A 14490-nucleotide genomic window follows, 5' to 3' on the forward strand; every position below is an offset into this window, starting at 1 on the left:
GTACTTTTCGATTATGCTAACTGCCTTTCAGTAAGGCTTTGAGTGTTTTAAGGAGAATTAAATGCCTGAATTACCAGAAGTTGAAGTAAGCCGGATGGGTATTAGTCCACATATGGTTGGACAAACGATTAAGGCATTTGTTTTTCGCACACCCAAACTGCGCTGGGATATCCCGCAAGAGCTGAAATTGCTTGAAGGGCAAGTGATTCGAGCCATTCATCGTCGCGCAAAGTATTTGCTCATAGAAACGGATACAGGGACTGCCATTGTGCACCTTGGAATGTCAGGTTCGTTACGTGTGCTGGATGCTGATTTTCCTGCGGCTAAGCACGATCATGTCGATCTTAAACTTATAAATGGTAAAGTGCTGCGTTACAACGATCCTCGACGCTTTGGTGCTTGGCTATGGTGCGCTCCTGGTGAGTCCCATGCGGTACTTGATCATATGGGACCAGAGCCTCTAACTGATGCGTTTAATAGCGAGTACATTGCCGATAAAGCGCAAGGTAAGCGTGTCGCGGTAAAGCAGTTCATCATGGACAACAAAGTCGTGGTCGGTGTGGGGAATATTTACGCCAATGAATCTCTGTTTAAGTCTCGTATTCTCCCAACCCGACAAGCAGGTCAAGTGACCCCCCAAGAGTGGGTGCTGTTAGTGGAAAACATCAAAGCCACGCTAAAAATTGCCATTAACCAAGGTGGTACGACTTTAAAAGACTTCGCTCAAGCCGATGGCAAGCCGGGTTATTTTGCTCAAGAACTTTTAGTGTATGGAAAAGCGGGTGAGCCTTGCCCAGAATGTGGAGAGCCGCTTCAAGAGCTAAAAATTGGCCAACGTAATACCTTCTTTTGTAATGAGTGCCAGCAATAGAAATACGATCGCGTACGGTGTATTGCCATCAAGCAGTTGTAATCGCCGACCTTTCCTTCAATAATTCATACAATTTTGAACAGATCAGTACATCCTATGAAAGTCATTTACCCAGGTACATTTGATCCAGTGACCAATGGTCACTTAAATCTTATCGAGCGCACTCATGAAATGTTTGATGAAGTCGTTATTGGAGTAGCTGCAAGCCCTTCAAAGAACACTATGTTCACATTGGAAGAGCGCGTCGCTTTGATGGAAGAGGTAGTGGCACATTTACCTGGCGTGACAGTAAAAGGGTTTTCTGGATTGTTAGTGGATTTTGCTCGCCAAGAACAAGCCAAAGTGCTGATTCGTGGGTTAAGAACGACAGTCGACTTTGAGTATGAGTTTGGTTTGACCAACATGTATCGAAAACTACTACCTGGGATTGAGAGTGTATTTCTGACTCCAGAAGAAGAGTTTGCCTTTTTATCTTCGACCATCGTGCGTGAAGTTGCTATCCATGGCGGCAGTATTGAGCAGTTCGTTCCCGCGGCCGTTGCTAACGCTATTGAGAAGAAAGTAAATGAAAGACAGTAAGTTTCCTTATTATTTCTCAAACGCACTTTCGATGCTGGTTCCTCGTTTTGTATATCGAGCACAGGCAAAGCGTTTACTTTCGACTCTGACTGAAGCGGAGAAGCAGTACTGTCTTGAGCGAGTAAATTACTACAACAAGTGTGGGCAGCCATTTACGGTCGATAGCCGAGAACAGAGTTACGCTAAAATTGGCGAATTCAAAAAAACAAAAGGTTGGACTTATTTTTTCGATACGCGCCAAGTCATACGCTATTTCCCGTCTGAGTTTACATTCAACTACATCAATGGCGATGTGACGCATATTCCCAATGTTCCGAGCTTTATTAAAAGTCGCCCTATCCACGGCGACAATCAGAATTCTGTCGTTTTAAAGCTGAATCAAATTCGTCATTTCAAATTTATTGATGACGAAATGAGCTACCACGATAAGAAAGATATGGTGGCGTGGCGAGGTGTCGGTTTCCAACCGCACCGTTGCAAGGTGATACAAGCGTTCTATGACCATCCCCGTTGCAATATAGGTCAAACTCGACCGCAAGAAGGACAGCCTTGGGAAAAAGGCTTTATGAGTATTGAGGAGCAACTTCAATACAAGTTCTTGCTGTGTATTGAAGGCAATGATGTCGCAACCAACCTGAAGTGGGCAATGTCCTCTAACTCATTGGTTATTATGTCGAAACCTAAGTACGAAACGTGGTTTATGGAAGGTAAGCTAGAAGCTGGCATACACTATGTTGAAGTGCAGGATGATTATTCAGATTTGCCTGAAAAGATGGACTATTACTTAGCGAATGAGCAAGAAGCATTAGCGATCATTGAGAATGCGCACCAATGGGTTGAGCAGTTCAAAGATAAACGTAAAGAGCGTTTGATCTCATTGATGGTTGCCGATAAGTACTTCACCTTATCTCAACAACAATAAAAAAGGGGCGAAACGCCCCTTTTTTATTCTTATAAGCTTCCAAAGTTTTTAAGCTTCTAGAAATTGGTCAACACCATTTTCACAACGCTTAAGCTTGTTTTTAATGGTGTTCTCTAAGATTTCATCGTTTTGGGCCAATGACGCGCGAGAGTTTTCTACGTGGTACAAATGGTAGCCTACACCTGCGAATTTTAGGTAAAGACGTGACTTACCCGCATTCAACATGCGATGAACAAACTCGCTGTCTTCGCGTCCCCATCCAACAAAATCTTGGTTGAAGCCATTCACCTCGATGACATCTTGTCGCCAAAACGCCATGTTACAGCCGCGAGTTGCCTTATCGTTGTTGCGTTCGTATGAGAACCAGTTCGATAGCAGTGAGTTTGTGATGCAGTTCTTGCGGTTGCGGATCCCTTTGCTAAACACCGAAGGAACTAATCCGTTTTCCATAATGTCACGACTACACGTTTCGTCCGTCAGAACTCGACCGCCTTGAACAAACCAATTTGGTTTTGCCACGCGTTTGTGGGATTCGATAAAAGTTTGCGACAACACCATATCGCCATCGACCATGATTAGGTAGTCACCTGATGCTTTAGCGATTGCACGGTTACGGCTCATGGAAAGCTGGAAGCCATTATCTTCGTGCCAACTATGAATCAGTGGAACCGGAAAACCTTCACGCATTTGGTCAACCGTTGCTTTGGTGTCTTCTCGAGAACCATCATCTGCAACAATCACTTCGTCAGGCAAAACGGTTTGACGTTTCACGCTTTCTAACACCGCTTTTAATGCTTCTTTCCAGTTATAAGTGGTGATTATTAAAGTCGTTTTCATGATTTCTTTGCCTGTTCACGTAAGTAAAGATCAATGTATTTCACAAAGGTAGAGTGCATGCTAAGCCACGCCAGAATAAAGCCATGTTTACCATCAAGAAAGCCTCTCTTGAGGATGTACATTTTTAAAAAACTGGCAAGAGCATGAACAATTGCAGTGGTTAAGCCGGATTTCTTTTTACCTTCACGCTCATCCGTCCAGGCCTTGAGGTAACCAGTGGTTTTATTGATGTAATGATGAAGATGCTCGTAAGTGTAGTGATGCAATCGACCATCTAACTTTTCAGTCTGATAGCTTTTCTCATCGACTTTTTCATGCACGAGTGAATCGTTGTAGTGCGTATATTCAGTGCGATACAAGCGAACAATCCAATCTGGAGACCAGCCAGAATGGTAGATGAACTTTCCGAATGCTGAGCTAAGTCGATTTAGTTTATACAAAACGTTCGGCTTATCTGCTGAAACAGCCTGTAAAATGCTTGCTTTTAGCTCAGGAGTAACTTGTTCATCGGCATCTAACCACAATACGTAGTCGGCCGTAACATATTGCTGCGCAAGTTGGCGTTGTTTTCCAAACCCCGGCCAGTCTAAGTTGGTATAGAACTTATCGGTGTATTGTCGGGCAATTTCTTCAGTGCGGTCGGTACTGCCCGAATCGAGGATGACAATCTCATCAACCCAACCTTTTACGGTGTCTAGACAAGCTTTTAAATGCTTCTCTTCATTTTTGACGATTAAGGCAACGGCTAAAGTTGGCTTGGACAAATTGACTTCCTTCTTAACAAATCTATACAGGGAGTTTACTGGTATTGCGGGTACAAATCTTCTACGACTTGATTGAACATTGTAATCACTTGCTTGCTTGTGATGCGATTCATTGCTTTTTCATCTTTCGCACGAGTTCTCCAGCTTAGTTGTTGGCTGGTTTTGCCTGTTTCAGCCAAGATGACTTCCTCATAAACTGAGACGGCATACTGTAGATAGCGATATGGGCCCACTCGAACCGGATTATGGTGGGCGTATAAACCAATGATCGGTGTGTTCATGGCGCTTGCCATGTGAGCTGGCCCGGTATCAGGCGCGATGACCATGTCTACTTTGTCAATCAGAGCCAGCATTTGCAGGATTGAGCTTTGCCCAACTAAATTTAGACATGGCTCTTCCAGTCGAGATTGAATGGCATCTGCCAAATCCAGTTCGACTTGAGCTGGGCTGCCAGCCAGAATTACATTCCAGCCTTGCGCTCTCGCATGGTGGATGACGTCTATGTACCCTTCAGCATTCCAGTTTTTATATGCTTTACTGGCTCCTGGCACAATCAGTAGGTTGGGTTTGTCGCAAGAAATATGACTCTCTGCCCACTCTTGGTCTTGTGTGGAGTAGGAAAGTGCCCAGTCTAACTCCGTGTTAAGGATGCCAATTTGATGAGCAAAAGCCATCAAACCATCTGCCACGTGCAGAGATTGTGGTGATGGAACTTTGACATTGGTGAATAGTGTTTGAAAATCTTGGCTTCTGTCAGATGAAAAACCAAGTTTGTATTTTGCCTTAATGCCCAAAGTCGCGACGCTCGCTCGAATCGCATATTGCATATGTAACAGAGCATCAAATTCTCGGCCCTTTAACTGTTTCCACAAGGCTTTATAGCCATCTAAACCAGCTTTTTTATCGAATACAATGACTTCGACCCCCTCAATCGCCGCTAGCAACTGAGCTTCCAACTTGCCAGTAATCCAAGTTATTTGCGTGGTTGGCCACTGTTTCTGGATTGCTTGCACAGTAGCGATGGTATTACACACATCTCCAATAGCGGATAAACGCAAGATGCATAATGACGATGGGGCAGAAGTGAACATAATTATTGTCTGACTAGATGAATAGAGGCAGGTAAATTATGCAGACATCCCGAATAAATGTAAAATACACGGCTCCAATATAACGAAGTACCGATAAGTGTTCTGCAATGTCAAAGACAACACCGCATCAATCGCAAGAATCTGGAAAGCCAGGCAATACTGGGGTAAAGCGCATTATCAAAGCGACAGGTTATTCTATACAGGGATTAAAAGCCGCTTTTAAACATGAAGCTGCTGTTCGACAAGAGCTCGCTTTGCTAAGCATTGCTGTGATTTTGGCGTGCGTGGTTGATGTCGGGATGATAGAGCGCATCTTATTGATTGGTGTCGTGGTATTAGTTCTGATTGTCGAACTGATTAACTCCGCGATAGAAGCGGTGGTAGATCGCATTGGTGTTGAACGCCATGAATTAAGTGGCCGCGCTAAAGATATAGGATCGGCAGCCGTTATGGTTGCGTTGGCGTTCGCAGCTTTTAGTTGGCTATACATATTGGCCAGTCGCTACCTAGGCTAGAGGTTACAACATGATTCAGCAGTATCGAGATAGCAACCAAGTCATTTGGTTTGATGAGGAGCTTATTAAAGATCCTAGTCAGCCTATTTTTGATGCCGAGTATTGGCAATCCACCAACAAAGTAACTGGCAGTGCGTCAGGGCGTGGCACGACTTGGTTTGTTCAGCTTGATACGATGCAAGCCGCTCTGCGTCATTATCGACGTGGTGGCTTGTTTGGTAAGTTAGTTAAAGACAATTATTGGTTTTCAGGTTGGGAGCAAACGCGTTGTGCGCAAGAGTTCCAACTATTACTTACACTGATTAATGCAGGTGTTCATGTGCCAAGGCCAATTGCTGCGAGAGCTGTGAAATCTGGATTGACATATCAGGCCGATTTATTGAGTGAGCGCATTCCTAACGCAAGTGACCTGGTCAGTATCTTGCAGGAAAAACCGTTACCGGAAGGAATGTATCAAAAAATAGGGCAAGAAATTGCCAAAATGCACAACGCTGGCGTTAATCACACAGACCTGAATATCCACAACATCTTGATCGATGACAAAGATAAAGTGTGGATTATTGATTTTGATAAGTGCCGCAAACAAGAGCACGGCGACTGGAAAAAGCAAAACCTAGAAAGGCTTCTTCGCTCATTCAAAAAAGAACTGCTCAAACGCCAAATCATTTGGCAAGCGTCCGATTTTGATCATGTACAAAAAAGTTATACTGAAAATACGTAAAGTGAGCTTTTTGTCAGTTATTCGTGAGACAATCCAATAGCGCATTTCGGTACACCCACTAAAAGTACCCATTAAAGTAGGTAACATTTGCAATGAAAATACTAGTAACAGGCGGGGCAGGCTTCATTGGCTCAGCTGTCGTTCGACACATTATTCGTGACACCCAAGATAGCGTCGTGAATTTAGACAAGCTCACCTACGCAGGAAACTTGGAGTCGTTGGTGGATGTCGCGGACAGTGACCGTTATTACTTCGAGCAAGTGGATATCTGTGACCGAACTGAACTAGACCGCGTGTTTTCAGAGCATCAACCCGATATGGTGATGCATTTAGCGGCTGAGTCGCATGTCGATCGCTCTATTGATGGTCCCGCTGCTTTTATTGAGACCAACGTCATGGGCACTTACCATCTTCTTGAAGCGGCGCGTCAATATTGGTCAAACCTTGAGGAAGCGGACAAATCGGCGTTTCGTTTTCATCATATTTCTACGGATGAAGTGTATGGCGATTTAGAGGGTACGGATGATTTATTCACCGAAACCACCTCATACGCTCCAAGCAGCCCATACTCGGCGTCTAAAGCGTCGAGCGATCACCTGGTTCGCGCTTGGCAGCGTACTTATGGTCTCCCAACACTCGTAACCAATTGCTCAAACAACTATGGCCCATACCACTTCCCAGAGAAGTTGATCCCACTGATGATTCTGAATGCCCTCGATGGCAAGCCTTTACCTGTGTATGGTGATGGCATGCAAATCCGAGATTGGCTGTTTGTGGAAGACCATGCTCGCGCGCTTTACAAAGTCGTGACGGAAGGTGAAATCGGTGAGACCTACAACATCGGTGGCCATAACGAGAAAGCAAACATCGAAGTAGTGAAAACCATTTGTGCTTTGCTTGAAGAGCTGCGACCAGACAAGCCGGCAGGTGTTGAGTCTTATGAATCTTTGATCACTTATGTCAAAGATCGCCCAGGTCATGATGTGCGCTACGCAATTGATGCGACCAAGATTGCTCAAGAGCTTAACTGGACGCCAGAAGAAACCTTTGAAAGCGGCATTCGTAAAACCGTGGAATGGTACCTAAACAACCCGCAATGGTGGCAACGCGTGCTTGATGGTTCATACAGTTTAGAGCGATTAGGAGCGGGCGAATAATGAAAGGCATTATTTTAGCAGGTGGCTCGGGCACTCGCCTTTACCCTATTACACGCGGTGTCTCTAAGCAGTTACTGCCGGTTTATGACAAACCAATGATTTACTACCCGTTGTCGGTACTCATGCTTGCTGGCATTCGTGAAATCTTGATCATCACCACGCCAGAAGACCAGGAAGGATTTCAGCGCCTATTGGGGGATGGCTCAGAGTTTGGTATTGAGTTGCAATACGCGATTCAACCAAGTCCAGACGGCTTAGCTCAAGCTTTCATCATAGGTGAAGAGTTCATTGGCGATGACTCAGTATGTTTGGTTCTGGGTGACAACATCTTTTATGGGCAAGGCTTTTCGCCGAAGCTACAACAAGCTGCAGCATTAACAGAAGGTGCGACGGTCTTTGGTTATAAAGTGAAAGATCCTGAGCGTTTTGGTGTGGTGGAATTTGATTCTGATATGCATGCTGTTTCTATTGAAGAAAAACCGGTGGTGCCTAAGTCTAACTACGCGGTTACAGGTCTGTATTTTTATGATAATCAAGTCGTTAAGTTGGCAAAACAAGTACAGCCATCAGAACGAGGGGAATTAGAAATCTCTACTCTGAATCAGATGTACCTAGATCAAGGTCACCTTAATGTCGAGCTACTAGGGCGTGGTTTTGCTTGGCTAGATACAGGTACGCACGAAAGTCTGCATGAAGCATCTTCATTTGTTCAAACCATTGAGAATGTACAAGGTCTTAAAGTTGCTTGCCTTGAAGAGATTGCTTACCGTCAAGGATGGTTGTCTAAAGAACAATTACTTCAGGCTGGTGACGCATTGGCAAAGAACGAATATGGTCAGTATCTATTAGCATTATTGGAAGAATAAGTTTTGGCACTAATAAAATGGGTTGATTTTCCAGTTATTGGAGATGAACGAGGTAGTCTTGTTGCGTTAGAGGGAAGTATTAATATTCCGTTTGATATTAAGCGTGTTTATTACTTATTTGGTATGCAGCCTGACTTACCCCGTGGCTTTCATGCACACAAAGAGCTGGTACAACTGGCAGTCTGTTTAAAAGGACGTTGTGATATTTTAATGGATGACGGTAAAAATAAAGAGACCGTGACATTAGATTCACCGGAAAAGGGATTGATGATTGATGTGATGCAGTGGCATGAAATGAGAGACTTTTCTGAAGACTGTGTACTGCTGGTATTGGCAAGCGATGTATATAATGAAGCAGATTATATTCGTGATTATAGCAAATTCCTTGAAGAGATGAAAAATGAACATACATCCAACAGCGATTGTTTCTGAGAACGCAGAGTTAGGTAAAAACGTTACCATTGGTGCTTATTCAATTATTCATGAGAATGTTGTAATTGGTGACAATACGATCGTTGAATCGTACTGTGAGTTAGGTGTATCCAATCACCTTTCAGGCGGTGAAAAGTTGGTTATTGGTCCGGATTCATATATTCGCTCTCGGAGCACTTTCTATGAAGGGTCTACATTTGGTGCGAAGTTGACGACGGGGCACAATGTTACGGTTCGAGAAAAAACAATAGTAGGTGAAAACTTTCAGCTTGGTACTTTAAGTGATATTCAAGGACACTGTACTATAGGTGATTACGTTAGAACTCACAGTAATGTACATATAGGTCAACATAGTCATATTGGTAATTTTGTTTGGATCTTTCCATATGTTGTCATTACAAACGATCCGCACCCGCCTAGCAATGTGATGCAGGGTGCTACAATTGAAGATTTTGCAGTTCTGGCTACGATGTCAGTTATATTGCCGGGTTCAATAATTTCCGAAGGGGTGTTTGTTGGTGCTCATTCTTGCGTTGGTGGGCGAACTGAAAAGGATATGCTTTATTCCGGTTCTCCAGCAAAAAAAATCTGTCCAACATCAAAGATAAAACTTAAAGATGGCTCCAGAAAGCCAGCTTATCCATGGCGTAAGCATTTTCACAGAGGTTATCCAGAGGATGTTGTAGCAACTTGGAATAAGGAGCAAATCGAAAATGTATGACATTGAGGAGCTGGAAGTAGGTATGTCTGCGTCATATTCACAGACAATCACTGATGCTGATATCAAGCAATTTGCGGGGATCTCTGGAGATAGAAACCCAGTGCATCTAGATGAAGAATATGCAAGTCAATCAAGGTATGGAAAAAGAATTGCTCACGGAATGAATAGTGCTAGTTTTTTTTCCGCACTTTTTGGCACTAAATTACCGGGTAAGGGATGTGTATATGTTTCACAATCTCTTAAGTTCAGAATGCCAGTTTATATCAACGATACAGTAACAGCGACGGTAATTATTGAAAAAATAGATAAAGATAAACGAAGAGTTTATTTTAAGACATACTGTAAAGTGGGTCGTAAGAAAGTTATAACAGGCGACGCCGAGATTTATATCCCAGAGAAATAAAATGATTCCATTTTTAGATTTAAAAAGCATTAATCAGCAATATCAAGCTGAGCTGAAAGAAGCTTGTGCCCGAGTTATTGATTCTGGCTGGTATATTATGGGTAAGGAGCTGGGTCAATTTGAAACAGATTTTGCCGCTTACTGTGGAACTAAGTACTGCATCGGTGTAGCAAATGGCCTAGATGCCTTGACCCTGACTTTAAGAGCATGGAAGGAGCTAGGGAAGCTTGAGCTCGGCGATGAAGTAATTGTGCCCGCAAATACTTATATTGCTTCTGTTTTAGCGATTACTGAAAATGGTTTGGTCCCGGTTTTGGTTGAACCTGATGAACGCTCTTTTAACTTAAGTGCGGCAAATATTGAGGCGGCAATCACTTCGAAGACAAAAGCCATCTTGCCTGTTCACCTCTATGGTCAAATATCACCAATGCGTGAAATTATGGGGATTGCTGAGAAGAACCAACTATTGGTTCTGGAAGACTGCGCGCAATCTCATGGTGCGTTAATCGACAAGAAAAAATGTGGCGCCTGGGGGCATGCTGCTGGATTTAGCTTCTACCCTGGAAAAAACCTGGGTGCACTTGGTGATGCCGGCGCTATTACGACTGATGACAAAGAGCTATTTGAGACGCTGATGGCGTTAAGAAATTATGGTTCTCATAAAAAGTATGAGAACAAATACCAGGGTGTTAATTCGCGTTTGGACGAAATTCAAGCGGCAATGTTAAGAGTAAAACTAAAGCATCTGGATGAGGAAACTGATCGCCGCCGAATGATCGCAAACGTATATTTACAGAATATATCGAATTCCAAAATTATTTTACCAACAGTTGACTCGGCTGAAGAGCATGTGTGGCACCTATTTGTGGTGAGAACAGAGCATAGAGAAGATTTGGCTCGTTATCTACACCAAGAGGGGGTGCAAACGCTGGTACATTACCCAACCCCTCCTCATCAACAAGAGGCTTATCGCTGTTTATCGGAAAACACATTGCCCTTGACGGAGAGAATTCACCAAGAAGTGCTAAGCCTGCCAATGGGACCAACTCTTTCGGTTGAAGACGCAGAAAAAATTGTCCGGATTATTAATCAATATTAGGATTATTAATCAATATTAGGATAATTAAATGAAGAAAATTATTGATGATATGATTGTGGCAATATTTTGCTATAAGCAATCTGCGTATATTGAAGGTGCTATCAAATCTATATTTAATCAGACGGTTTGGCCTAAAAAGCTGTACATTTTTGATGATTGTTCCCCCGATGATACCGAGACGGTGATTGAAAAAACACTCATGGAAAAGCCAGAAGGGCTTAATATTGAGTTTATTAAAAATGAATGTAATGTTGGCCTCGTCTCTCAATTTAATAAATTGAAAGGGATGTTTAATGATACGCTGATCGTTGTTCAGGCCGGTGATGATATGTCTAAGCCACAACGACTTGAAAAACAATATCAAGCCTGGAAAGAGCAGAGAGATGTTAAGCTCATTTTGTCGCAGTTTGACAAGATTGATGAACATGGCAACTTTGTTTCTGGCAGAGATGAAGGTGAAGTTTTTGATGACTCTTATCAATCAATTATCGAGCGTCAAGTTTTACCAGCAGGCTGTACCGCAGCGATTGACTCATCATTGTTTAATGATTTTCCGGAAATTGATAAAGAAGTTATCAACGAAGATCGAGTATTTATCTTCAGAAGCCGATTAAAAGGAAAAAGCATTAAGTTAATGGAGTCATTAATTGACTATCGATATGATGTTGGAATTAGTGCCTTAAAACAAAGAACAAAAGAAGAATTCATCAATAAATGGAAAGTGATGTATGAAAGAGAGTTAATTGATTTACGGATGAATATAAAAGATGCTAAGGCTGTAGGAAATACAGAGGTAGTTAAAGCCCTAGATGAAAAACATCTGTTTGTGGAAATATTAAGAGCTCTCTTTAGTGGAGAATTTGATAGTAAAGCTCAAGCATGGAAGGCTTACTTTTCCCGAGGTGTTAAGTTAAGTCGATTGTTTAAATTCAATAGAAGAGTAAAGAAGTATTTCAGAAACTCTAGTTGTTGAGCAGGATTGCTAGTTACTTCTGTCATTGAGCTTTAGGTGGTAATGTTGGTATGAGATATCTAATTATTAAAAAAATAATAGCCAAATACAGAAAGTTTGCTTTGTGTATATACCGGAGAAAGTTCTTATTTTATGCGTTATTTAGGGAAGGTCAGACAGAAATTGGGAGGGATATTTCTATTAGTCAGCCTGTCAAGATTGTGGGTAAAGGAAGGGTTAGTATTGGTGATGGTGTTTGTTTGGGTTATGACACATCTCCACAATTGCGACTTTCAGAAGTATATATAGAAGCCCGAGGCGAAGAAAGTACTATTGAAATCGGTCGAAATGTGATGATTAACAATGGTAGTGCCGTTATTGCCGATAAATCCTCTATACATATAGGTGATGAAACATTAATTGGTCCCGGTTTTATGTGTTTGGGGAGTAATTTTCATCCACTTTCTCCTGATAAAAGAAAGACATCAGATTACACATGTAAGCCAATCATAATCGGTCGAAATGTTTTCATTGGTGCAAATGTGACTATTCTGCAAGGTGTTGAGATCGGAGATAACAGTGTTATTGGCGCTGGTTGTTTGATATCACAGAATGTTGAAAAGAACAAAATAGTGAGGGCAAATGCCCCCATAATAGAAACTCTTAATATTGATTAGCGGTGTTGTTTAATTAGTTTATAGTATTGGCGGCTCATAAAATTAAGAGAAAATTCTTCTCGTAGCGGGATGGTAAAATCCTTGGGAGAGTTATAAAGCTCAATGATTTTATCTCTCAGACTTGATGTGCTTACTTCACTGAGGCAGTGTTTAAAATTTTCTCCGAAGATCTCTCTGGGGCCGCTATTACAATCGGTTGAAATCACCGGCGTTCCTAAGGCGATGGATTCTAATAATACTGTCGGTAGCCCCTCATAATCTGATGATAGGATAAAACCACTCGAGTTTGCTATCCATGGATAAGGGTTGCTCACAAAGCCGGGCATATGGATTCGCTTGTCGGCACCTTCCATCTGCGCCATCAGATCGTGTATTTCATTAGTTCGGTGCGAATACTCACCGAGTAGAACCAAATCTACGTCTTTGATGTTTGCCTCCAAGTATGCGCGTACTAAACGATCTTGTCGTTTTGCACGGCTAAAGTTGCCCACATTGATGAAGTATTTTTTACTTGGCAATTGAGTGGGTTCCTGTGCGTAACGCTCAAGCGCCTGTTGGCATACCGCATTATAGATCACACTTGTGTTGGTTAGCTTAAAGTTTGTTTTTAAGTCTTCTTCAACCCCTTTTGATACACAGATAATATTTAAACCTTTGTACAGAGAGCGCAGCTTATTTCTTCTAAGTAAACGCTTTAAACCCGTTGAGTTGCTAAGCTTATCGTGGGATAGAGTACTGTGAATGACATGAAAAGTATTATTAAATTCACTGTGTCTCATGATCTTTGATACTGTATCTTGATGACACAGTATCAGTTCTGGTTCAGACGTGGTTATGTTGTTTTTAATATAATCAACAATCAGTTTTGATTTTGACTTTTCGCTAATTCGAAGGTTTAAAGAGTTTCTAATAGTTGTGTCTACATGGTGTATCTTAACACTATTTGAAATTGGTATAAGGCTTTCGTACGGTTTGATTGTAATGATATGTACATCACAGTCATCATATTGACTCAAGCCATCGCTTAATTGGCACACTACTTTTTCAACACCACCGCCTTTTAAGTGTGGCATGATAGATATGATGGTTTTTTTTCTCATAACCGTTCCATAACGAGTAAAATGTTAAAGTGGAAAAATGTATATATTGAAATTATTTGGCTCGTTGATTGTATTCTTTTTGTTTCCATTGTTTGAAAACCCTATACCATTCGATATATATTTTGTTTATCCAGCTTATATTTGATTTAACTTTTCTCTTACCTATAGTCGAAGCCGTATTGCTGCGTGATACTAAAGGAGGAAAGTAACTGTAAATGGTTTGATTTGTTCGCCACTCATTATCCATGAAGTCATCAACCGGTTCGAAAAAACCATCGATCTGTTTGAGGTATCTTTCTGCTGTTGTGGGCGTTATAGCGTAAGCAGAGGTTCCACAAGCACCTTTCAGGTTTGCTATTAGTTTGTATTTTCCATCTATCTTGGCTATATCTACGTGTTTTCGCTCAAAAATATTACCAAGCTTCACTAAACCATATTGCTCTGTAAGCTTTTCTATGTTTTCCAGCTGCTCATGCAGGTGACCAAGTAGTTCAATATTATCTTCAAGAATTAAAATTGGTTCTTGTATTTTTACACAATGTCGCCAAAGAGCAATATGGCTTGCCCAGCAACCTAACTCCGGAACGGTTAGCTGATAGCCTTTGTACTTGCGCGTTTTCTGCGCATCGTAAAGGGTGTATATAAAGTGGTTCGGATCTTTCTTTATGTTTTCGGCGTCAAAAAACTCAAAGTTAATAGATGATAGCACTTGGGTCATATGCTCTCGACGCTCAACAGATTCTTTGAGATTTATTACGTATGTTTTCATGGTTATGGACATGG

Annotated in this window: 18 protein-coding genes; 13 read left to right on the plus strand and 5 right to left on the minus strand. The window is 41.9% G+C overall.

Going from position 1 to position 14490, the window contains the following annotated elements; translation table 11 throughout:
- Nucleotides 1–61 precede the first annotated feature (61 nt).
- From mutM to DYB02_RS02245, 3 genes are all read left to right on the plus strand, one after another.
- Nucleotides 62–871 (plus strand): bifunctional DNA-formamidopyrimidine glycosylase/DNA-(apurinic or apyrimidinic site) lyase, encoded by an 810-nt coding sequence (mutM, locus tag DYB02_RS02235; protein ID WP_025508115.1) that lies wholly within the window; start codon nt 62–64, stop codon nt 869–871.
- Between the two features lie 96 nt (nt 872–967).
- The gene (coaD, locus tag DYB02_RS02240; protein WP_005462497.1) at nt 968–1450 is read left to right on the plus strand and encodes a pantetheine-phosphate adenylyltransferase; all 483 of its coding nucleotides are present in this window, start codon (nt 968–970) and stop codon (nt 1448–1450) included.
- Nucleotides 1437–2372 (plus strand): glycosyl transferase family 90, encoded by a 936-nt coding sequence (locus tag DYB02_RS02245; RefSeq protein WP_015296121.1) that lies wholly within the window; start codon nt 1437–1439, stop codon nt 2370–2372. The genes coaD and DYB02_RS02245 overlap by 14 nt, the downstream gene beginning before the upstream one ends.
- A gap of 48 nt (nt 2373–2420) precedes the next feature.
- Here the strand turns inward: DYB02_RS02245 and DYB02_RS02250 are convergent, their stop codons facing one another.
- Genes DYB02_RS02250 through DYB02_RS02260 form a run of 3 tightly spaced genes read right to left on the minus strand, consistent with a single transcriptional unit; the run spans nt 2421 to nt 5064 of the window.
- On the minus strand, nt 2421–3209 hold the full coding sequence (locus DYB02_RS02250) for a glycosyltransferase family 2 protein (RefSeq protein WP_029804597.1): 789 nt from the start codon (nt 3207–3209) through the stop codon (nt 2421–2423).
- Nucleotides 3206–3973: a glycosyltransferase family 2 protein gene (locus DYB02_RS02255; RefSeq protein ID WP_005481414.1), complete on the minus strand. Its 768-nt coding sequence runs from the start codon at nt 3971–3973 to the stop codon at nt 3206–3208. Before DYB02_RS02255 ends, DYB02_RS02250 begins: the two co-directional genes overlap by 4 nt.
- Nucleotides 3974–4008: 35 nt before the next feature.
- Nucleotides 4009–5064 carry a glycosyltransferase family 9 protein gene (locus tag DYB02_RS02260; RefSeq protein ID WP_029804596.1) on the minus strand — a complete coding sequence of 352 codons (1056 nt, stop codon included), beginning with the start codon at nt 5062–5064 and terminating at the stop codon, nt 4009–4011.
- A 107-nt stretch (nt 5065–5171) separates the two neighbouring features.
- Here DYB02_RS02260 and DYB02_RS02265 point away from each other — a divergent pair, with 107 nt between their 5' ends.
- From DYB02_RS02265 to DYB02_RS02310, 10 genes are all read left to right on the plus strand, one after another.
- Nucleotides 5172–5579, plus strand: a complete 408-nt coding sequence (locus tag DYB02_RS02265; protein ID WP_005489604.1) for a diacylglycerol kinase — start codon at nt 5172–5174, stop codon at nt 5577–5579.
- A 10-nt stretch (nt 5580–5589) separates the two neighbouring features.
- Nucleotides 5590–6300, plus strand: a complete 711-nt coding sequence (locus DYB02_RS02270) for a 3-deoxy-D-manno-octulosonic acid kinase (RefSeq protein WP_029804595.1) — start codon at nt 5590–5592, stop codon at nt 6298–6300.
- Between the two features lie 92 nt (nt 6301–6392).
- Nucleotides 6393–7457 carry a dTDP-glucose 4,6-dehydratase gene (gene rfbB, locus DYB02_RS02275; protein WP_021451723.1) on the plus strand — a complete coding sequence of 355 codons (1065 nt, stop codon included), beginning with the start codon at nt 6393–6395 and terminating at the stop codon, nt 7455–7457.
- The gene (gene rfbA, locus DYB02_RS02280) at nt 7457–8323 is read left to right on the plus strand and encodes a glucose-1-phosphate thymidylyltransferase RfbA (RefSeq protein ID WP_020839965.1); all 867 of its coding nucleotides are present in this window, start codon (nt 7457–7459) and stop codon (nt 8321–8323) included. The genes rfbB and rfbA overlap by 1 nt, the downstream gene beginning before the upstream one ends.
- Nucleotides 8324–8326: 3 nt before the next feature.
- Nucleotides 8327–8755 (plus strand): sugar 3,4-ketoisomerase, encoded by a 429-nt coding sequence (locus DYB02_RS02285; RefSeq protein ID WP_020839966.1) that lies wholly within the window; start codon nt 8327–8329, stop codon nt 8753–8755.
- Nucleotides 8724–9476 carry an N-acetyltransferase gene (locus DYB02_RS02290; protein WP_020904340.1) on the plus strand — a complete coding sequence of 251 codons (753 nt, stop codon included), beginning with the start codon at nt 8724–8726 and terminating at the stop codon, nt 9474–9476. Before DYB02_RS02285 ends, DYB02_RS02290 begins: the two co-directional genes overlap by 32 nt.
- Nucleotides 9469–9879: a MaoC family dehydratase gene (locus DYB02_RS02295; protein WP_020839968.1), complete on the plus strand. Its 411-nt coding sequence runs from the start codon at nt 9469–9471 to the stop codon at nt 9877–9879. Before DYB02_RS02290 ends, DYB02_RS02295 begins: the two co-directional genes overlap by 8 nt.
- A gap of 1 nt (nt 9880) precedes the next feature.
- Nucleotides 9881–10978, plus strand: coding sequence for a DegT/DnrJ/EryC1/StrS family aminotransferase (locus DYB02_RS02300; protein ID WP_029804594.1), 1098 nt, complete (start codon nt 9881–9883; stop codon nt 10976–10978).
- Between the two features lie 28 nt (nt 10979–11006).
- The gene (locus tag DYB02_RS02305) at nt 11007–11951 is read left to right on the plus strand and encodes a glycosyltransferase (RefSeq protein ID WP_020904339.1); all 945 of its coding nucleotides are present in this window, start codon (nt 11007–11009) and stop codon (nt 11949–11951) included.
- Between the two features lie 50 nt (nt 11952–12001).
- Nucleotides 12002–12607, plus strand: a complete 606-nt coding sequence (locus DYB02_RS02310) for a DapH/DapD/GlmU-related protein (protein ID WP_020839971.1) — start codon at nt 12002–12004, stop codon at nt 12605–12607.
- Here DYB02_RS02310 and DYB02_RS02315 read toward each other — a convergent pair.
- Both DYB02_RS02315 and DYB02_RS02320 read right to left on the minus strand, forming a co-directional pair.
- Nucleotides 12604–13707, minus strand: coding sequence for a glycosyltransferase (locus DYB02_RS02315; protein ID WP_020839972.1), 1104 nt, complete (start codon nt 13705–13707; stop codon nt 12604–12606). The genes DYB02_RS02310 and DYB02_RS02315 overlap by 4 nt on opposite strands.
- 52 nt (nt 13708–13759) lie before the next feature.
- On the minus strand, nt 13760–14476 hold the full coding sequence (locus tag DYB02_RS02320) for a glycosyltransferase family 25 protein (protein ID WP_020904338.1): 717 nt from the start codon (nt 14474–14476) through the stop codon (nt 13760–13762).
- Nucleotides 14477–14490: the final 14 nt, after the last annotated feature.

The organism is Vibrio parahaemolyticus, assembly GCF_900460535.1.
Classification (GTDB): Bacteria; Pseudomonadota; Gammaproteobacteria; order Enterobacterales; family Vibrionaceae; genus Vibrio; species Vibrio parahaemolyticus.

Coding starts and splice junctions, on each gene's coding strand:
- mutM (WP_025508115.1), top strand. CDS start 62: ATGCCTGAATTACCAGAAGTTGAAGTAAGCCGGATGGGTATTAGTCCA.
- coaD (WP_005462497.1), top strand. CDS start 968: ATGAAAGTCATTTACCCAGGTACATTTGATCCAGTGACCAATGGTCAC.
- DYB02_RS02245 (WP_015296121.1), top strand. CDS start 1,437: ATGAAAGACAGTAAGTTTCCTTATTATTTCTCAAACGCACTTTCGATG.
- DYB02_RS02250 (WP_029804597.1), bottom strand. CDS start 3,209: ATGAAAACGACTTTAATAATCACCACTTATAACTGGAAAGAAGCATTA.
- DYB02_RS02260 (WP_029804596.1), bottom strand. CDS start 5,064: ATGTTCACTTCTGCCCCATCGTCATTATGCATCTTGCGTTTATCCGCT.
- DYB02_RS02265 (WP_005489604.1), top strand. CDS start 5,172: ATGTCAAAGACAACACCGCATCAATCGCAAGAATCTGGAAAGCCAGGC.
- DYB02_RS02270 (WP_029804595.1), top strand. CDS start 5,590: ATGATTCAGCAGTATCGAGATAGCAACCAAGTCATTTGGTTTGATGAG.
- rfbB (WP_021451723.1), top strand. CDS start 6,393: ATGAAAATACTAGTAACAGGCGGGGCAGGCTTCATTGGCTCAGCTGTC.
- rfbA (WP_020839965.1), top strand. CDS start 7,457: ATGAAAGGCATTATTTTAGCAGGTGGCTCGGGCACTCGCCTTTACCCT.
- DYB02_RS02290 (WP_020904340.1), top strand. CDS start 8,724: ATGAACATACATCCAACAGCGATTGTTTCTGAGAACGCAGAGTTAGGT.
- DYB02_RS02295 (WP_020839968.1), top strand. CDS start 9,469: ATGTATGACATTGAGGAGCTGGAAGTAGGTATGTCTGCGTCATATTCA.
- DYB02_RS02300 (WP_029804594.1), top strand. CDS start 9,881: ATGATTCCATTTTTAGATTTAAAAAGCATTAATCAGCAATATCAAGCT.
- DYB02_RS02305 (WP_020904339.1), top strand. CDS start 11,007: ATGAAGAAAATTATTGATGATATGATTGTGGCAATATTTTGCTATAAG.
- DYB02_RS02310 (WP_020839971.1), top strand. CDS start 12,002: ATGAGATATCTAATTATTAAAAAAATAATAGCCAAATACAGAAAGTTT.
- DYB02_RS02315 (WP_020839972.1), bottom strand. CDS start 13,707: ATGAGAAAAAAAACCATCATATCTATCATGCCACACTTAAAAGGCGGT.
- DYB02_RS02320 (WP_020904338.1), bottom strand. CDS start 14,476: ATGAAAACATACGTAATAAATCTCAAAGAATCTGTTGAGCGTCGAGAG.